The organism is Serratia sp. BNK-17 (assembly GCF_048684935.1).
Lineage (GTDB): Bacteria > Pseudomonadota > Gammaproteobacteria > Enterobacterales > Enterobacteriaceae > Serratia > Serratia nematodiphila.
Map to the genome: position 1 here is coordinate 410,779 of NZ_JBLQTR010000001.1, position 17,591 is coordinate 428,369.

Annotated in this window: 15 protein-coding genes; 6 read left to right on the forward strand and 9 right to left on the reverse strand. The window is 58.4% G+C overall.

Going from position 1 to position 17,591, the window contains the following annotated elements:
- Positions 1-6 precede the first annotated feature (6 nt).
- A complete protein-coding gene (gene kdpE / locus ACMGF7_RS02050; protein WP_019454051.1) occupies positions 7-696 on the forward strand; it encodes a two-component system response regulator KdpE in 690 nt (229 codons plus the stop codon).
- 27 nt (positions 697-723) lie between these two features.
- Here kdpE and ACMGF7_RS02055 read toward each other — a convergent pair whose 3' ends face one another.
- From ACMGF7_RS02055 to seqA, 4 genes are all read right to left on the reverse strand, one after another.
- Positions 724-1,023, reverse strand: a complete 300-nt coding sequence (locus tag ACMGF7_RS02055; protein ID WP_420286345.1) for a DUF3861 domain-containing protein — start codon at positions 1,021-1,023, stop codon at positions 724-726.
- A complete protein-coding gene (locus tag ACMGF7_RS02060; RefSeq protein ID WP_049240200.1) occupies positions 1,023-1,661 on the reverse strand; it encodes a PadR family transcriptional regulator in 639 nt (212 codons plus the stop codon). Before ACMGF7_RS02060 ends, ACMGF7_RS02055 begins: the two co-directional genes overlap by 1 nt.
- 191 nt (positions 1,662-1,852) lie before the next feature.
- A complete protein-coding gene (gene pgm, locus ACMGF7_RS02065) occupies positions 1,853-3,496 on the reverse strand; it encodes a phosphoglucomutase (alpha-D-glucose-1,6-bisphosphate-dependent) (RefSeq protein ID WP_041922314.1) in 1,644 nt (547 codons plus the stop codon).
- Positions 3,497-3,573: 77 nt separating this feature from the next.
- Positions 3,574-4,116, reverse strand: coding sequence for a replication initiation negative regulator SeqA (gene seqA / locus ACMGF7_RS02070; RefSeq protein WP_049240201.1), 543 nt, complete (start codon positions 4,114-4,116; stop codon positions 3,574-3,576).
- Between the two features lie 224 nt (positions 4,117-4,340).
- Between seqA and ybfF the strand changes: the two genes are divergently transcribed.
- From ybfF to fur, 4 genes are all read left to right on the forward strand, one after another.
- A complete protein-coding gene (gene ybfF / locus ACMGF7_RS02075; RefSeq protein WP_420286346.1) occupies positions 4,341-5,114 on the forward strand; it encodes an esterase in 774 nt (257 codons plus the stop codon).
- Positions 5,115-5,370: 256 nt separating this feature from the next.
- Complete coding sequence (ybfE, locus tag ACMGF7_RS02080) at positions 5,371-5,658, forward strand: LexA regulated protein (protein ID WP_004939936.1); 288 nt, start codon at positions 5,371-5,373, stop codon at positions 5,656-5,658.
- A gap of 255 nt (positions 5,659-5,913) precedes the next feature.
- A complete protein-coding gene (fldA, locus tag ACMGF7_RS02085; RefSeq protein ID WP_004939938.1) occupies positions 5,914-6,453 on the forward strand; it encodes a flavodoxin FldA in 540 nt (179 codons plus the stop codon).
- Positions 6,454-6,782: 329 nt separating this feature from the next.
- Positions 6,783-7,229 carry a ferric iron uptake transcriptional regulator gene (gene fur, locus ACMGF7_RS02090; protein WP_004939939.1) on the forward strand — a complete coding sequence of 149 codons (447 nt, stop codon included), beginning with the start codon at positions 6,783-6,785 and terminating at the stop codon, positions 7,227-7,229.
- A gap of 248 nt (positions 7,230-7,477) precedes the next feature.
- On the opposite strand, the gene ACMGF7_RS02095 is transcribed toward fur, so the two are convergent.
- The 5 genes from ACMGF7_RS02095 to nagE all read right to left on the reverse strand — a co-directional run bounded on the left by ACMGF7_RS02095 (position 7,478) and on the right by nagE (position 16,444).
- Positions 7,478-10,135 (reverse strand): beta-N-acetylhexosaminidase, encoded by a 2,658-nt coding sequence (locus ACMGF7_RS02095; RefSeq protein ID WP_420286347.1) that lies wholly within the window; start codon positions 10,133-10,135, stop codon positions 7,478-7,480.
- A 13-nt stretch (positions 10,136-10,148) separates the two neighbouring features.
- Positions 10,149-10,475, reverse strand: coding sequence for a ChiQ/YbfN family lipoprotein (gene chiQ / locus ACMGF7_RS02100; protein WP_049240203.1), 327 nt, complete (start codon positions 10,473-10,475; stop codon positions 10,149-10,151).
- A gap of 46 nt (positions 10,476-10,521) precedes the next feature.
- Complete coding sequence (gene chiP, locus ACMGF7_RS02105) at positions 10,522-11,925, reverse strand: chitoporin ChiP (protein ID WP_004939945.1); 1,404 nt, start codon at positions 11,923-11,925, stop codon at positions 10,522-10,524.
- A gap of 577 nt (positions 11,926-12,502) precedes the next feature.
- Positions 12,503-14,167 carry a glutamine--tRNA ligase gene (gene glnS, locus ACMGF7_RS02110; RefSeq protein WP_049240204.1) on the reverse strand — a complete coding sequence of 555 codons (1,665 nt, stop codon included), beginning with the start codon at positions 14,165-14,167 and terminating at the stop codon, positions 12,503-12,505.
- Positions 14,168-14,407: 240 nt separating this feature from the next.
- Positions 14,408-16,444: an N-acetylglucosamine-specific PTS transporter subunit IIBC gene (gene nagE, locus ACMGF7_RS02115; protein WP_033633925.1), complete on the reverse strand. Its 2,037-nt coding sequence runs from the start codon at positions 16,442-16,444 to the stop codon at positions 14,408-14,410.
- Positions 16,445-16,778: 334 nt separating this feature from the next.
- On the opposite strand from nagE, the gene nagB reads away from it, so the two are divergent.
- Positions 16,779-17,579, forward strand: coding sequence for a glucosamine-6-phosphate deaminase (gene nagB, locus ACMGF7_RS02120; RefSeq protein ID WP_004939952.1), 801 nt, complete (start codon positions 16,779-16,781; stop codon positions 17,577-17,579).
- Positions 17,580-17,591 lie beyond the last annotated feature (12 nt).

Sequence of the window (17,591 nt, forward strand, 5' to 3'; positions counted from 1 at the left end):
GGAAACGTGAGCATAACGCCAACCAACATTCTGATTGTTGAAGATGAAAAAGAGATCCGCCGCTTCGTGCGCACCGCGCTGGAGAGCGAAGGCCTGCGGGTGTTTGAAAGTGAAACCCTGCAACGTGGGCTGATTGAGGCCGGCACGCGCAAACCGGATCTGATCATCCTTGATTTGGGCTTGCCGGATGGCGACGGGCTGAGCTACATCCGCGATCTGCGGCAGTGGAGCGCCATTCCGGTGATCGTGCTGTCGGCGCGCAACGCCGAAGAGGACAAAATCGCCGCGCTGGACGCCGGCGCCGACGACTATCTCAGCAAACCGTTCGGCATCGGCGAACTGTTGGCGCGGGTGCGTGTCGCGCTGCGCCGTCACTCCGCCAGCCAGCAGGAAAGCCCGCTGGTGAGCTTTTCGGAAATCACCGTCGATCTGGTCAACCGCCGGGTGCTGCGCAACGACGAAGATCTGCACCTGACGCCGATAGAGTTTCGCCTGTTGGCGGAGCTGCTGGCCAACGCCGGCAAGGTGATTACCCAACGCCAGCTGCTGAGCCACGTCTGGGGGCCGAACTACGTGGAACACAGCCACTACCTGCGCATCTACATGGGCCATCTGCGGCAGAAGCTGGAAGCCGATCCGGCCCGGCCCAAACACCTGCTGACCGAAACCGGCGTCGGCTACCGTTTCATGCCTTAACCCCGACGGGCGCGGTTTGCCGCGCCGTTACGCCGCCGGGCCCTTCTTCAATCCGACCATAAATTCCTTGAACGCCTCGCGCAGCGGAGCGAACACCGGGTGTTTGCGGTTTTCGATCATCACTTCGGAGAACAGTTTCAACCCCACGGCGAAGGCCGCGCTCTGCTCAAGGCCGAAGTTCAGATCGTCACGCGCCCGAATGCGCTCGACGATCTCAAGAATATCGTCATGGTTGGTCACCTCAAAACTCAGCGGTGCCTTCTCGACGGGGTTGCCCTGGCGGTCGCTCAGGGCTTCAACGGTAATGTTAAAACGGTAGCCGGGCATCAGTTCTCCTCCTGCTGCGTGGGTTGAATGTGCATTTCGTTTTCGATCGCCGCCACGGCGGTCAACAGTGCGGCGTTGATGCGCTCCACCTGCTGCGGCGTAAGATCGGCGCGCATCACGTTGCCGCGCAGCAGACTGCGCAGACGGTTCATGGCGTCGTAAATGCCTTCCGCCAGGTTGCCGTGCCGATGATGCTCGCGGCCGGCGCCCGCCAGACGCGCCAGAATGACTTCAACCACCTGTTGATGCTTTTGCAGCTCGCCCTCGCCCGCCGAGGTGATGCGATAGCTTTTGCGGCCGTTGCCGGTGGTGAGCGGTTCGAGAAAATCCTGCTCTTCCAGCAGCGTCAGCGTGGGGTAAATCACCCCCGGGCTCGGCACATACAGGCCGGAAGAAGCTTCTTCTATTGCTTTGATCAACTCGTACCCGTGGCTGGGCTTGCGCGCCACCAGCGCCAGCAACACCAGACGCAGATCGCCGTGTTCGAACAGACGATGACGCCCGCCGCGGCCGCCGCGGCCGCCACGGCCATGCTCTTCGCCGTCGCCGCCGAAGTGATGGCGTCCACCGCGATGACGGCGCCCCTCTTCACATTCATGATGGTGATGATGCCGGTGTAAACCTAATCGATGAAACATAGGGTGATACCTCGCTTTAACAGTGAACATCAATACGAGGTTGTTTAGATATATCTAAACAGCGTCGATAACGCTAATCTAGATCGATATATCTAAATGCGCAAGCGCGTGCCGTGAAAAAGATATATCTAAATTACAGGCATAAAAAAAGCGCTGTAAAAACAGCGCTTTTTATCAGACGAGAACAACGATTATTTGGCGGAAGCCAGCACTTCGCTGACGATTTCGACCGCTTCGTGCTCGATTTTCTCGCGGTGTTCCGCCCCGAGGAAGCTCTCGCAGTAGATCTTGTATGCCTCTTCGGTACCGGAAGGACGGGCCGCGAACCAACCGTTGTCGGTCATCACTTTCAGGCCGCCGATCGACGCGCCGTTGCCCGGCGCTGCGGTCAGACGCGCGGTGATCGGGTCCCCGCCCAGCGTACTGGCCTTGACCATCTCCGGCGACAGCTTGGACAGCGCCGCTTTCTGCGCATGGGTTGCCGGCGCCTGGATGCGGTTGTAGCTTGGCGCACCGAAGCGCTTGGCCAGATCGTCATAGTGATGCTGCGGATTTTCACCGGTTACCGCGGTGATTTCAGCCGCCAGCAGGCACATGATGATGCCGTCTTTGTCGGTCGACCAAGGCTGGCCGTTGAAGCGCAGGAACGAGGCCCCGGCGCTCTCTTCGCCGCCGAAGCCCAGGCTGCCGTCGAACAGGCCGTCCACGAACCATTTGAAACCGACCGGCACTTCCACCAGCTTGCGGCCCAGGTCAGCCACCACGCGATCGATCATCGCGCTGGACACCAGCGTTTTACCTACCGCCACATCGGCGCCCCACTGCGGGCGATGCCGGAACAGGTAGTTGATGGCTACCGCCAGATAGTGGTTCGGGTTCATCAGGCCCTTCGGCGTGACGATGCCGTGACGGTCGTAATCCGGATCGTTGGCGAACGCCAGATCGAATTTGTCGCGCAGCGCCAGCAGGCCGGCCATCGCCGACTCGGACGAGCAGTCCATGCGGATGATACCGTCGTGATCCAGGTGCATAAAGCGGAAGGTCTGATCGATGGAGTCGTTCACCAGCGTCAGATCCAGCTTGTAGTGCTCCGCCACGCGCTGCCAATAGGCGATGCCGGAGCCGCCGAGCGGATCTACGCCCAGTTTCAGGCCGGCGCGTTGAATGGCCGGCATGTCGACCACGTCAACCAGGCCTTCGACATAAGGCTGCACCAGATCTTTGGCGTGCAGGTGGCCGCTGTTCCAAGCCTTGTCCAGCGACTGGCGCTGAACGCCTTTCAGCTGCTGCGCCAGCAGTTCGTTGGCGCGCTTTTCGATCACCGACGTCAGGTTGGTGTCAGCCGGACCGCCGTTCGGCGGGTTGTACTTGATGCCGCCGTCTTCCGGCGGGTTGTGGGACGGCGTAATGACGATGCCGTCAGCCTGCGCGCCGCCGCGGCGGTTGTGGCACAGAATGGCGTGCGATACCGCCGGCGTTGGCGTGAAGCCGTTGTTTTCCTGCACGATCACATCGACGCCGTTGGCGGTCAGCACTTCCAGCACGGAAATGAAGGCCGGTTCGGACAGCGCATGGGTGTCCTTGCCCACATAGCATGGGCCGGTAGTGCCCTGCTGATGACGAACTTCGGCGATCGCCTGAGCGATGGCGAGGATGTGCGCTTCGTTGAAGCTGTGGCGCTGCGCGCTGCCGCGGTGGCCGGAGGTACCAAACTTCACCGCATGTGCGGCATTGCCGGCTTCCGGTTGCAGCACATAGTACTGCGACGTCAGCTGGGCTACGTTGATCAGATCGCTTTGACGGGCGGGCTGCCCGGCACGTGGATTATTCGCCATCGACATATCTCCCTAATCCCTGTCGGTGACCGGGCAAATACGTCGCGCACGGCCATCATGACGGGCTGTTCGCTAAATTAGACGGTACCGCAAACTTTCTCGATCAGTTCCGCCGGGAACTGCATGGTCTGCATGATGTGTTCGATCATGCTGCGCTTGCGGCCGGTATTGGTATTGGTGATCACCCAGTAAGGGGTGCCCGGTACATGCTTCGGCTTGGTATGCGTGCCATTGGCCAGCAAGGTCTGCTGATCGCCGGCGAAATAGGTGCGGGTACGGCCGGTCAACGCCTCGGTGGCGGCGGCGAAACCGGCGGCATCGAGAGTATACAGCGTAGACAGCACCAGCATGAAACGGTTGACCGCTTTGTTCTGCTCGGCATATTCATCCGACAACAGCAGCTCACGCACAGCGCGCACGCGATCGCGCGGACGCTGCGCGGACGCCGTTTTTTCCAGCTCGACGGACGGCGGCGCACTGGCGGCAGGCAACGCGCGCACCGGCTGCCCGGCGGTGAATTTCAACATGCGGCGTAAAATATCGGACGCGCTTTCACCGATGTGTTGCGTGTGGCTGGCAATATAACGGTAAAGCTCTTCGTCGACTTCAATAGTTTTCATCTTTATCCAATACTGTTTTTTCTACTTAGAACCTGAAGCCAGATCCTGCATTCAAGCCATGGGATTATAAGGTTAAAAGCGCTGGGGCGAACACAACAATGTGCCTCCGGACTGAAAATGCAGACTAATACCTATAGCCGGCACTGCCAAGCCCGCGCCGCGAAAATTCCGCATGATTCATCGTGCGATTCAATCATGATACCCTAATCTGAATCTCTCTCAGTATGAACTTCGCCATGAAATTACATTATCAACTGCTGGCCGCCGAGTCAGAGGCGCTGCCGGTGCTGCTGATCCACGGGCTGTTCGGCAATCTGGACAACCTGGGCGTGCTGGCGCGCGATCTGCATAAACAGCACAGTGTGATCAAGGTCGATTTGCGCAACCACGGCCTCTCCCCGCGCGCCGACGACATGAACTACCCCGCCATGGCGCAGGATCTGCTGGCGCTGCTCGACGAACTGCAGCTGGAGAAAGCGATCGTCATCGGCCACTCGATGGGCGGCAAAGCGGCGATGGCGCTGACCGCCATCGCGCCCGAGCGCATCGCCAGGCTGATCGTGATCGACGTCGCGCCGGTGGATTACCAGACCCGACGCCACGACGAGATCTTCGCCGCGCTGAAGGCCGTCAGCGCCGCCGGCATCACCCAGCGCCAGGCGGCCGCCCAGCTGATGCGCGACTACCTGCAGGAAGAAGGCGTGATCCAGTTCCTGCTGAAGTCCTTCCATCACGGTGAATGGCGCTTCAACCTGCCGGTGCTGATCGAACGCTACGAAGACATCACCGGCTGGCAGGAAGTCCCGGCCTGGCCACACCCGACCCTGTTCATTCGCGGCGGCCTGTCGCCGTACGTGCAGGACAGCTACCGTGCAGACATCGCCCGCCAATTCCCGCAGGCACGCGCGCACGTCGTCGCCGGCACCGGCCATTGGGTGCACGCCGAAAAACCGGAAGCGGTGCTGCGCGCCATCCACCGTTTCCTCGGCGAAGCCTGAAAAACGCGCTCACCTGACGAAAAAACGCGCTAAAGATAACGGCTTAGCGCGTTTAGCCCGCAGTTAGGCATTGTCGCCGCTCCATCTGCTGGGGTAATATGGCGCGCTATAATTTTGCCGCCGCGCCAGCGCGTTCGCGAACGCCGGTTCGGGGGTAAATTTGGGTTAGGGTTTATTGGCCCGAAGTGTGTTAACCGATGCCTCCGGAAGCGTGCGAGCGCTTTTTGATGCAAACTCCCTTGCAGTACCGCTACCTATGGCAAAAGAACAAACGGATCGCACGACGCTGGATCTGTTCGCAGATGAACGCCGTCCGGGGCGCCCGAAAACCAACCCGCTTTCCCGCGATGAACAGCTTAGAATCAATAAGCGCAATCAGTTACGGCGCGATAAAGTGCGCGGATTGCGGCGCGTAGAGCTGAAAATCAACGCGGATGCGGTGGACGCCCTGAACAAACTGGCGGAACAGCGCAACATCAGCCGCAGCGAACTCATCGAGCAGATGCTGTTGGCGCAACTGGCGGAAGAACAGCCGGAACATTGATCTCTTCGGCCGCACGCGCGGCGCGGCGTTAAGGACAACGCCGGATCGACCACGCTTTTCTTCATCCTTCGGCATCGCATAAATGCGATAAAACCCCGGCGCCACTTTCTGGCATGATACGCATTTACCGGTAAGAGACTGCGCCTGTCGGCGCCCGCCACCGTGGCGAAAGGCTCTTGCCATGGCATCATTTTAATCGGCGGCAGTGCCGGCGCCGAGTAATGCAATTAATTGAATTTAAAGGTTATACGCGATATGGCTACTGTAGGCATTTTCTTTGGCAGCGACACTGGCAATACCGAAAACATTGCCAAAATGATCCAGAAAATTCTCCAGAAACAGTTTGGCGACGACGTCTCTGAAGTGCACGACATCGCCAAAAGCAGCAAAGAAGACCTGGAAGGGTTCGATATCCTGCTGCTGGGTATCCCGACCTGGTACTACGGTGAAGCGCAGTGTGACTGGGACGATTTCTTCCCGACGCTGGAAGAAGTCGATTTCAACGGCAAACTGGTGGCGCTGTTCGGCTGCGGCGACCAGGAAGACTACGCGGAATACTTCTGTGACGCGATGGGCACCATCCGCGACATCATCGAACCGCGCGGCGCGGCCATCGTTGGCCACTGGCCGACCAAAGGCTACCACTTCGAAGCTTCCAAAGGCCTGGCGGACGACAACCACTTCATCGGTCTGGCGATCGACGAAGACCGTCAGCCGGAGCTGACCAACGAGCGTGTCGACGCCTGGGTCAAACAGATCGTCGAAGAGCTGAGCCTGGCCGATATCGTCGGCTAAACGCCGGGACTGGCGAAAGGTTGAACAAAGGCCCTGTAAAGTGCATAGTGTGCCGACAGGGCCGTCATCGGCAACAGGGATTGCTGCGATAGAAGCTACAGATTTGTAACTTCCCACCCCGTCACGGTAGACTGAGATATCGGTTTATCCCATCCATCAAGGCGTTGCATGTAAAACATGCAATAGTGCAATTATATCTTTGTTAACAACCGGCGGTTTCCATTTAGTACAACCGGTTCTATAATGAGACGCATTAACTCTTTGTGCCGACCGATGCCACAGGCGAGTACGCCTCAACTTGATTAGCATAGTAACAGGACTGAATTCGCATGACCGACAACAACATCGCATTGAAGAAGGCCGGCTTAAAAGTCACGCTTCCGCGACTCAAAATCCTGGAAGTACTGCAAAATCCGGAATGCCATCACGTCAGTGCGGAAGATTTGTACAAAAAACTGATTGATATGGGCGAAGAGATCGGCCTGGCAACGGTTTATCGCGTACTGAACCAGTTTGACGATGCGGGCATTGTGACACGTCACAACTTCGAAGGCGGCAAGTCCGTGTTCGAGCTGACCCAACAGCATCACCACGATCACCTGATTTGCCTGGACTGCGGCAAAGTGATCGAATTCAGCGACGAATCCATCGAAGTGCGCCAGCGTGATATCGCCAAGCAGCACGGCATCAAGCTTACCAACCACAGTCTGTACCTGTACGGCCACTGTGAAACCGGTGACTGCCGCGAAGACGAATCGCTGCACGACAAGAAATAAGCCTCACCGGCTATGAGAAACCGCCTCACATTGAGGCGGTTTTTTTATGCCCGCCGTACAACGGGCAAAAAAATCCCCGGGCAAGCCGGGGAAAGATCATGTCATGAAATACTACAATTGCAGCGGCACTGCGACTCCACGTACTGCTCTCACTTCGACATCCGCCCCACGCCGGCACGCGCGGGGGCGAACGCATTCCCCCTTCGTTAAGCGGCCCGCCGCCATGACGACAGGCCGATGTGCCGGGCTTAGACCTTCTCGGCGCGGCTGTAACGTTTACCGTCCGGACTGACCGAACGCACCTGCACCTCACCCGATACCGCCGGCTTGGCCTTGGCGTCATAACGCTGCCACTGCTTGCCGCCGTCGGTGGAGTACTCGATGCCCAATCCCGGCAGCGCGATATTCGCTTCCAGCTTGCCGCCCGCCACACGAGCGCCCGGCACCGGCAGACGGTAGGCGACGCCGCCTTTGTCCAGCTTGGCCAGTTCTCGTTGGCCCAGGATATTGGCGAAGCGCAGCCAGTCTTTCTCCAGCGCCTTGGTGTCGACAAAGTGGGTTTCCCCGCCTTTGTATTCACGGCCGGCGCGATAGTCCTGCTCCCAACCGGCGCGGTGCCAAGCGCGTTCCGCTACCGACAGCGCGCGCGGGAAGATCATGTATTCCATCTGCGGATCGGTGCGCTGGGTTTCGCTCCACAGCTGAGCGGACAGACCGTAGGCGCCCGGCCACGGCTTGTCGCTTTTGGCGTTAAAGTGGTTGCCGTCGCGGTCGACCGAGGTTTCCGCGTTCTGCGGCATGTTGTCCGGCGCGAAGCTGAACACCTTGCGCTCGTCGCTGGAGCGTGTGCCCCAGTAGTAACCACGCTCGTCCGGGTTCACCTCGTAAGGGAAGTCCATGTAGACGTAGTCCGGGTTGGAGACCACCACTTCATATCCTTTGTTGGCCCAGTCGTTGACGCTATCGAAACCGCCCCAGTACAACGTATCCCAGAAGTTGACGCCCACGCGCGAGGTGGCGAACGCCTTTGCGTTCTCGGCGTCTTTCAAGCCGTCTTGCCAGGCCTGCATTCTGTCGATACCGTGCGCCTTCACCAGCTTGCTGACCTCCTGGCCGAAGTAGCTCGGCAGGTGTTCCATGTCGGCCACCTTGCCTTCTTTGATCATCGTCTGGCAAACCTGCGACTTGGCCCACGGCTTGTCTTCGTTGCTCTGGTCGATGACGCCTTTACCCGGCTCCGGTTTCGCCTTGTCGGTATAGCCGGCGCCCAGGCGGATGTTTTTCGCCTCATCGCCGCCGAAGTGCCAGGTTTTGATCGGCTGCCCGGCTTCTTTATGCATCTGGGCAATCTCGCCAATCACCTTGTCGACAAAGCGCTGGGAGGAATCCAGGCACGGGTTCAGGTAGCTCTGGCGGTTAAAGAACTGCACCGAGGTGGTATTGGAGGTATCGGTCGGATCCACCAGGCGGAACTCGTTGGCCTCCTGCTCTTTGCCGGCGGCATGCAGTTTCTTGTAGCGCGCTTCCATAGAGACCACCGCCGCGCGGGCGTGCGCCGGCATGTCGATCTCCGGGATCACCTCAATCTGGCGCGCCTGGGCGTATTTGATGATGTCGATATAGTCCTGACGGCTGAAGAAGCCGCCGTAGACGTCCGGCCCCTGGCCGTACTGCGGCAGCAAGCAGGTGGTTTCGCTCAGATCGTGGCAGCGCTGGCCGCCGACCTCCGTCAGCTCCGGCAAACCGGGGATCTCGATGCGCCAGCCTTCGTCATCGCTCAGGTGGAAGTGGAATTTATTGAGCTTGTAAGCCGCCATCTGATCCAGCAGACGCAACACCGCGTCCTTCTTATGGAAGTTGCGCGCCACGTCGAGGAAAATGCCGCGATACTGGAAGCGCGGCGCATCGCTGGCGTCCAGCGTGGCGATCTTGCCGCTGCCGTCGCTCGGCACTAACGACAGGATCGACTGCAACCCGTAGAACACCCCGGCCTGATCGAAGCCGATCACCCGCGCCTCTTTCTTACCGATTTTCAGCTCATAGGCACCCGACACCGCCATCGCGCCTTTAAACTTGTCCGGCTGGATGTCGGTCTTGATCGGGTAACCGTTGGCCTGAACCGGCACGCCCAGCAGCGCGAAACGCTGGTTGACGACGTCCGCCGCCGGCTTGACCAGCGTGCTCAGATCCGGCGATACCCCTTTGCGCAGGTCGGCGTCCTGTGCGTGGATCTTCACCTGCATCGGCGTCGGCACGATCTGGCCGCGCAGCGCGCCGGCGGGCAACGTCTGCAGATCGGCATTGCTGACAAAGCGCGAAGCCGGCGTCATCAGAATGTTTTTGTCGTCCTTGGTGCGCTTCCACTGATCGCCGGTGAACGGCGCTACGAACTGGTCCAGGTTTTCGGTGTCGGTATTCGCCAGCATTTTCGGCTTGGCGTCGCCGGAGGTGGCATACCAGCGCGGCAGGAAGTCGTTTCTGAACAGCTGCCAGTATTCGGCGACCACCGGGATTTCCACCGCCTTACCGGCCGGGAAACCGCTGAATTTGGCGGTCGGCTCCAGCTTGTACAGATCGCCGGTCAGATGCGCGATCTTGAACTGATCGTTATCCACCCGCAGGGTCTGGCGCGGGCTGTGGAAATAGATGACCCAGTCTTTGCCGTCGATCGCCCGGCCGTTGTTGCTGAGGGTGAACAACACCCGGTTGCAAGAGGCCCAGTCGGCGCCCAGCGCCGCACAATCCACGCCGTTTTCGCCGGCGCGGTTATCCAGCATTTTCACGTTCAGCTTCAGCTGGCTCAGCTGATCCACCAGCTGTTGATCGGCCATGGCATTACCCATTCCGCCCAGGAATCCCATCGTTGCCGTCAAAGCGGCCAGTGCGCTCAGTTTGAATGCGTTCATCTTCTCGTCCTTCTTAATTATTGTTATCGCGAATTTCTTGCCACAGCTTGCCGCACTTGGCGTCGTAAGCCTGACCGTTACCGCTGTGCACCGCCATAATGCAGTTCTGATAATCCATCACCCGCACCGTTTCCTGCTCAGCAAACTGCTGGTGCTGTTTCTCTTGTTTCAGCACGTTCAGCACCGCCTTGCAGGGCTGCAGACGCTCCGGCGAGCCTTCGGCGGTGTTGATGCAGGCGCTGTAAGCCTGCTTCAATTTGGCGTCTTCCGGCGGCGCGGCGGGTTGCGCGCAGGCGCTCAAGAGCGCGGCGGCCGCCAACATCAGCATGATTTTTTTCATCGTTGAATTCCCTTAACTGCCCCCGGCGACGAGGCCGGGGAACGCATCAGAAGATGGTGAATGGCGCGATGACCATGAACTTGACGTCTTTCTCGTCCTGGAAGATGTTGCCGTAACCGCCGCCCCAGCTCGGGATGTTGGTGTGGTTGTCATACTGGGTGTAGTGCAGCTTGATCAGCGTGCCCTTGGCGCGCCCTTCCTGGATGGTGTACATCGCGTCCAGGCTCCAGGCGCTCTCTTTCAGGCGCTGGCTCTGATCGTAGATCGGATTGGTGCTCGGCTTGGCGTCCCAGGCGTAAACGTAGGAGCCGCCGACCGCCATGCCCGGCAGGTTCCAGTTGCTGAGGTCATACATCACGCCGGCGTACACCGCTTTCTCGCCGTTGGCGTTAAAGTCGGAGCGGTTATCCCACCACACGTCCAGGCGGCCGTTGGACGAGGCGTAGGTCGGGGTCATGCGCTGCAGGAAGAAACCCTGGTTGCCTTCCGCCTTGACCATGGTGCCTTCCAGACGCCAGTTGAACTGGCCGGTGGTGTAACCGAAGGTCAGCGCCTGCAGCCAGGCCAGCCCGTCGTAGATGCTGTTCGGATCGTTCTTGTCGCTGATGCGATCTTCCGCACCGTAGAACTGGTAACTGGTGGTCAGCGGGTTGCCCAGCACATCGAATTTGTAAGACGCCTTGGTGAAGTACTGATTCACGTAACCCTGGGCCTGGCCGAAGGCGGCTTCCAGCACCAGATCGTTTTTGAAATCGTACTTGGCGCCCAGCGAGTGCAGGTAGGAGACGCGGGTTTTCTTATCGTTCTGGCGGAAGTCGTCCACCTCGATATGCCACGGCGCCTTGTATTTGTCGGCCCACATGTAGGAGAAGCTCAACGCGCCGGCATCGCCGTAGTCGAACTTGGCGCCGGCCTCGGCGCCCTGATAGGTGCCCGGCATAAAGCTCCAGTGCGGCGCCAGCAGGGTTTGGCCGCTCGGCTGAATATAGCCGGCGCGCGCCCAGACCGGGCCGTATTTGAACTTGGCGGCGGCTTTGTACAGGCTGACGCCGCCTTTGTCACCGGAATAGTCTTCGTCGTAGGTACGGTTTTTTGAGGAGAACGCGATCTCGTTAGGGTGGCCGCTGGCGCTGGATTCCGCCAGCTCGATGGCGGTAAAGGCACCGACGTCCAGACCGAACATGTCCCAGGCATAGCCCGACGCGAAATCCAGGCTCAGGTTGGCGGTAGAGTGCGACAGGTTGGTGGTGTATTGGTTGTAATCCTTGCTGTCCGGATTGAGATCTTTACGGTCGCGCTCACGTTGCCAGTAATAGATGCCGCCGGTCAGCGTGGAGTCATCGATAAACCCTGCGGCTTTCGCCTCAGGCGCCATGGCAAACCCTGTTCCCAACAGCGCGCCCGCGACTGCGAGCGCCAGCGTTTTACGCTGAGCACCGTGCGTACCCATATTGAAATTCCTCTTTGACTTAACTTAAAAGTTGCAGCCGCCTGTGTTCACCACTGCCCTGCACGACTGCCAATAAAAAACCCGAACGGGTAAAAAAATTGCCGACGAGATGTTATTCCCACAGCACTAATTGCTACAGACAGACTATTTTTCGCGACGCGAATTATCAAATGAAAAATGCGGGAGATTTGTCAAAATATGACAAGGAGCACATATCAGTGAGATTTTGTTACGCCGGTGTTCATGGAAGGTGTCGAATAAAAAATTCAATTAAATCAGAATAAATTGAGATATAAGGTCAACCAGAGACGATTAATGGTTTCAGCCTGACCAAATCCGTCATTCAGACAATAAAAATTGAGAGCGCTCTCCAAATGAAATTAATTCGCATCACGAATATATAAGTAAAAATTAAGGCTATTAAGTCCAATATCAGAAAACTTATTGATTAACGCACCGAGGTTAATTAAGCACAGCCCGGAATAACGCTGCAGGAATAGATGATTTGCTCAATGGCAGACATAAAAAAAGCGCGGCCTAAGCCGCGCTGATTCATTAATTTCCAAGGCGAATAAGATTAGCCTTCGATTTTCGCCCAGGTATCACGCAGGCCAACGGTGCGGTTAAACACCAGATGGTCGGCCGACGAGTAACGGTTGTCGGCACAGAAGTAGCCTTCACGCTCGAACTGGTAGGCCTTCTCCGGCTGAGCGGCCGCCAGACTCGGCTCAACGAAACCGTGCTTGATGACCAGCGATTCCGGGTTGATGGTGGAGAGGAAATCCTCCGCCGCGCCCGGGTTAGGCACGCTGAACAGGCGATCGTACAGGCGAATTTCCGCCGGCAGCGCGTGCGCCGCGGACACCCAGTGGATCACGCCCTTCACCTTGCGGCCGTCGGCAGGATCTTTGCTCAGCGTTTCCGCATCGTAGCTGCAGAAGATGGTGGTGATCTCGCCCGCTTCGTCCTTCTCGACGCGCTCGGCCTTGATCACGTACGCATTGCGCAGACGCACTTCCTTACCCAGCACCAGACGCTTGTACTGCTTGTTGGCTTCTTCGCGGAAGTCGGCGCGATCGATATAGATCTCACGGCTGAACGGCACATCGCGGCTGCCCATTTCCGGCTTGTTCGGGTGGTTAGGCATGGTGACCATTTCCACCGCATCGCCCATGTTCTCGATGACGATTTTCACCGGATCCAGCACCGCCATGGCGCGCGGGGCGTTCTCGTTCAGATCGTCGCGAATGCAGGATTCCAGCGCCACCATCTCGACGTTGTTGTCTTGCTTGGTCACGCCGATGCGCAGGCAGAACTCGCGAATCGAGGCGGCGGTATAACCGCGGCGGCGCAGACCGGAGACGGTCGGCATGCGCGGGTCATCCCAACCTTCGACGATCTTCTCGGCCACCAGTTGGTGCAGCTTGCGCTTCGACATGATGGCGTATTCGAGGTTCAGACGCGAAAACTCGTACTGCCGCGGGTGGCAAGGAATGGTGATGTTATCCAGCACCCAGTCATACAGACGGCGGTTATCCTGGAACTCCAGGGTGCACAGCGAATGGGTGATCCCTTCCAGCGCATCGGAAATGCAGTGGGTGAAATCGTACATCGGGTAGATGCACCATTTGTTGCCGGTCTGGTGGTGTTCGGCGAACTTGATGCGGTACAGCACCGGATCGCGCATCACGATAAACGGCGAAGCCATATCGATCTTGGCGCGCAGGCAGGCGGCGCCTTCGGCGAACTCGCCGTTGCGCATCTTCTCGAACAGCGCCAGGTTCTCTTCCACGCTGCGGTCGCGGTACGGGCTGTCTTTGCCCGGCGAGGTCAGGGTGCCGCGATATTCACGGATCTGCTCCGGCGACAGCTCATCGACGTAGGCCAGCCCCTTGGTAATCAGCTCAACCGCATACTGGTGCAGTTGATCGAAATAGTCTGAGGAGTAATGAACGTTGCCGCTCCACTCAAAGCCCAGCCACTCCACGTCGTGCTTGATTGACTCCACGAACTCGATGTCTTCTTTCACCGGGTTGGTGTCATCGAAACGCAGGTTGCACTGGCCCTGATAGTCCTTGGCGATGCCGAAGTTCAGGCAGATGGACTTGGCGTGGCCGATATGCAGATAGCCGTTAGGCTCCGGCGGGAAACGGGTATGTACCGACGTGTGTTTCCCCGACGCCAGATCTTCATCGACGATCTGACGGATAAAATTGGTTGGGCGGGCTTCAGCCTCACTCATTTCACTGTTCCTCAATGCAAAGCGCTACACATAACCGCCTATGATCCAACAAGCCACGTCTGGAAACAACCGTTTGTTTCACGAAAAATGCGGCATATTGCACCATCAGCGCGCAGCGCAACGCCGTGGAGCGAAATGGGATAAAAAAAGCGGGAAGAGATTGCTCTCTTCCCGCCAAGTCGGGGCAAACTCCGCCATGATGCGTGACCGGCCCCGGGTACTACTCAGGTAAAAACAGCCTTATTTCTGGATCTCGTACAGCTTGGTCTGACCGGCGACCACAGAGCCGCTGGCCAGTGCCGCCAGGCCGGCATAGTCGTCAGAGTTGCTGACTACCACCGGGCTTATCATCGAACGCGCATTGGCGTTCAGGTAATCCAGATCCAGTTCCAGAATCGGTTGACCGGCTTTCACTTCCGCGCCTTCCTCCACCAGGCGTTTGAAGCCCTGGCCTTCCAGCGCGACGGTGTCGATCCCCATGTGCACCACGATCTCAGCGCCCTTGTCGGTTTCCAGGCAGAAGGCGTGGTTGGTATTGAAGATTTTCACCACGGTGCCGTCAGCCGGCGACACCACGATGTTGTCGGTCGGGCGAATCGCCAGGCCGTCGCCTACCGCCTTGCTGGCGAAGGCTTCGTCCGGCACCTGATCGAGCGCCACCACTTCACCGGTTACCGGCGCCACCAGCGTTTCAAACGCGGCTTTCGGTGCGTTCGGCACCGCCTGCGGTTTGGCTTCTGCAGCAGGGGCCGCCGCCGGAGCCGCCGCTGCCGCTACCGGGCCGGACGCGATCACGTTGCGCATCGCGCTGGCGATAAGTTCGGCACGAGTGCCGACGATCACTTGCACGCTCTGCTTGTTCAGGCGAATAACGCCCGATGCACCGAGGCGTTTCGCCAATGCGTCGTTCACCAGCGCGGAGTCTTTCACGTTCAGGCGCAGACGGGTGATGCAGGCATCGATGCCGGTCAGGTTGTCGGAACCGCCGATCGCGCCGACGTAGCGACGGGCCAGCGTGGTGGTTTCGTTCTCGTCTTTACCGGCGTTGCTGTCGACGTTGACGTCGTAGCCGTCGGTTTCGTCACCGGCAACCGCCAGTTCGCGGCCCGGGGTCATCAGGTTGAACTTATTGATGGTGAAGCGGAACACCACGTAGTAGATGACAAAGAACACCAGGCCTTGCGGGATCAGCATGTACCAGTGGGTCGCCAGCGGGTTGCGGGAAGACAGCACCATATCCACCAGGCCGGCGCTGAAGCCGAAACCGGCGATCCAGTGCATGCTGGCGGCGATGAACACCGAGATACCGGTCAGCACGGCGTGGATTACGTACAGCACCGGCGCCACGAACATGAAGGAGAATTCCAGCGGTTCGGTGATACCGGTAAAGAAGGCGGCGAACGCGGCCGCCAGCATGATGCCCGCCACTTTGGCTTTGTTCTCAGGACGCGCGCAGTGATAAATGGCCAGCGCCGCACCCGGCAGACCGAACATCATGATTGGGAAGAAGCCCGCCTGATAACGGCCGGTGATACCGACAACCGCTTTACCGGCTTCGATCGACTGCTGGCCGCCGAGGAAGTTAGGGATATCGTTGATGCCGGCCACGTCGAACCAGAACACCGAGTTCAGCGCGTGGTGCAGGCCAACCGGGATCAGCAGGCGGTTGAAGAAGGCATAGATGCCCGCGCCGACCGAGCCCATTTTCTGGATGTGTTCACCGAAGTTCACCAGACCGTTGAAGATCACCGGCCAGATGTACATCAGAATGAAAGCCACCAGGATCATCAGGAAGGAGATGAGGATCGGCACCAGGCGGCGGCCGCTGAAGAACGACAGCGCCTTAGGCAGCTCGACGCCGCTGAAGCGGTTGTACACTTCGGCGGAAATGATGCCCACCAGAATACCGACGAACTGGTTCTGGATCTTGCCGAACGCGGCAGGCACCTGATCCAGCGGGATCTTCTGAATCATCGACACGGCGGCCGGCGAACAGAGGGTGGTCAGCACCAGGAAGCCGACGAAGCCGGTCAACGCGGCGGCGCCATCCTTGTCTTTGGACATACCGTAGGCCACGCCGATAGCGAACAGCACCGACATGTTGTCGATGATAGCGGAGCCGGATTTAATGAAGAAAGCGGCGAGCGCGTTGTCGCCGCCCCAACCAACAGGGTCAATCCAGTACCCGACGCCCATCAAGATGGCGGCGGCGGGCAGCGTGGCGACCGGCACCATCAGCGCCCGTCCCACCTTTTGCAAATAACTAAGAATGTTCACCTTTTCCCCCTATGTTGTCCGCGGACGGACCCTATTAGTAGTTTATTTGGAGCTCTCACTACCTTTTTAGAAACAACGCATGGCACGTATCACTCATGCCGAGTGTAAAAAATTTATTTTGTATCGCAAATTAAAACCTCCCTTTTTGTGATAAATATCACCAAAAAGTAGTCTTTACCTCCCAGATTGCTGGCCATCACACAAAACTTATTTTATCATTCAAAAAATCAACCGGACGGACGATTCACGCGAGAATCATAAAGCTGGGTTACGCTTAGGACTCCCGCAGGCCCGTACAGTATAGCTTTAGTTTACTTATCCCAAGAGGTGTTAGATGAGACTTATCCCACTGAAAGATACCGCACAAGTCGGCAAATGGGCCGCGCGTCATATCGTTCAACGCATCAACGCATTCAAGCCAACCGCAGAGCGCCCGTTTGTACTCGGCCTGCCTACCGGCGGCACGCCGCTGGAAGCCTACAAACATCTGATTGCGATGCACAAAGCAGGTGAAGTAAGCTTTAAGCATGTTGTGACTTTCAACATGGACGAGTACGTTGGCCTGCCGCAGGAACACCCGGAAAGCTACCACACCTTCATGTACCGCAACTTCTTTGATCACGTTGATATTCCTCGTGAAAACATCAACCTGCTGAACGGCAACGCTGCGGATGTCGACGCCGAGTGCCGCCAGTACGAAGAGAAGATCAAGTCTTACGGCAAAATTAACCTGTTCATGGGCGGCGTGGGCATCGACGGCCATATCGCGTTCAACGAGCCGGCTTCGTCCCTGGCTTCGCGCACCCGCATCAAAACGCTGACCGAAGACACCCGCATCGCCAACTCGCGCTTCTTCGGCGGCGACGTCAGCCTGGTGCCGAAATATGCGCTGACCGTCGGCGTGGGCACGCTGCTGGACGCGGAAGAAGTGATGATCCTGGTCACCGGCCACGCCAAGGCGCAGGCGCTGGAAGCCGCAGTGGAAGGCAACATCAACCACATGTGGACCATCAGCTGCCTGCAGCTGCACGCCAAAGCGGTGGTGGTGTGCGACGAACCGGCCACCATGGAACTGAAAGTCAAAACCGTCAAATATTTCCGCGAGTTAGAAGCGGAAAGCGTGAAAAGTCTTTAATCTTTGCAGGGG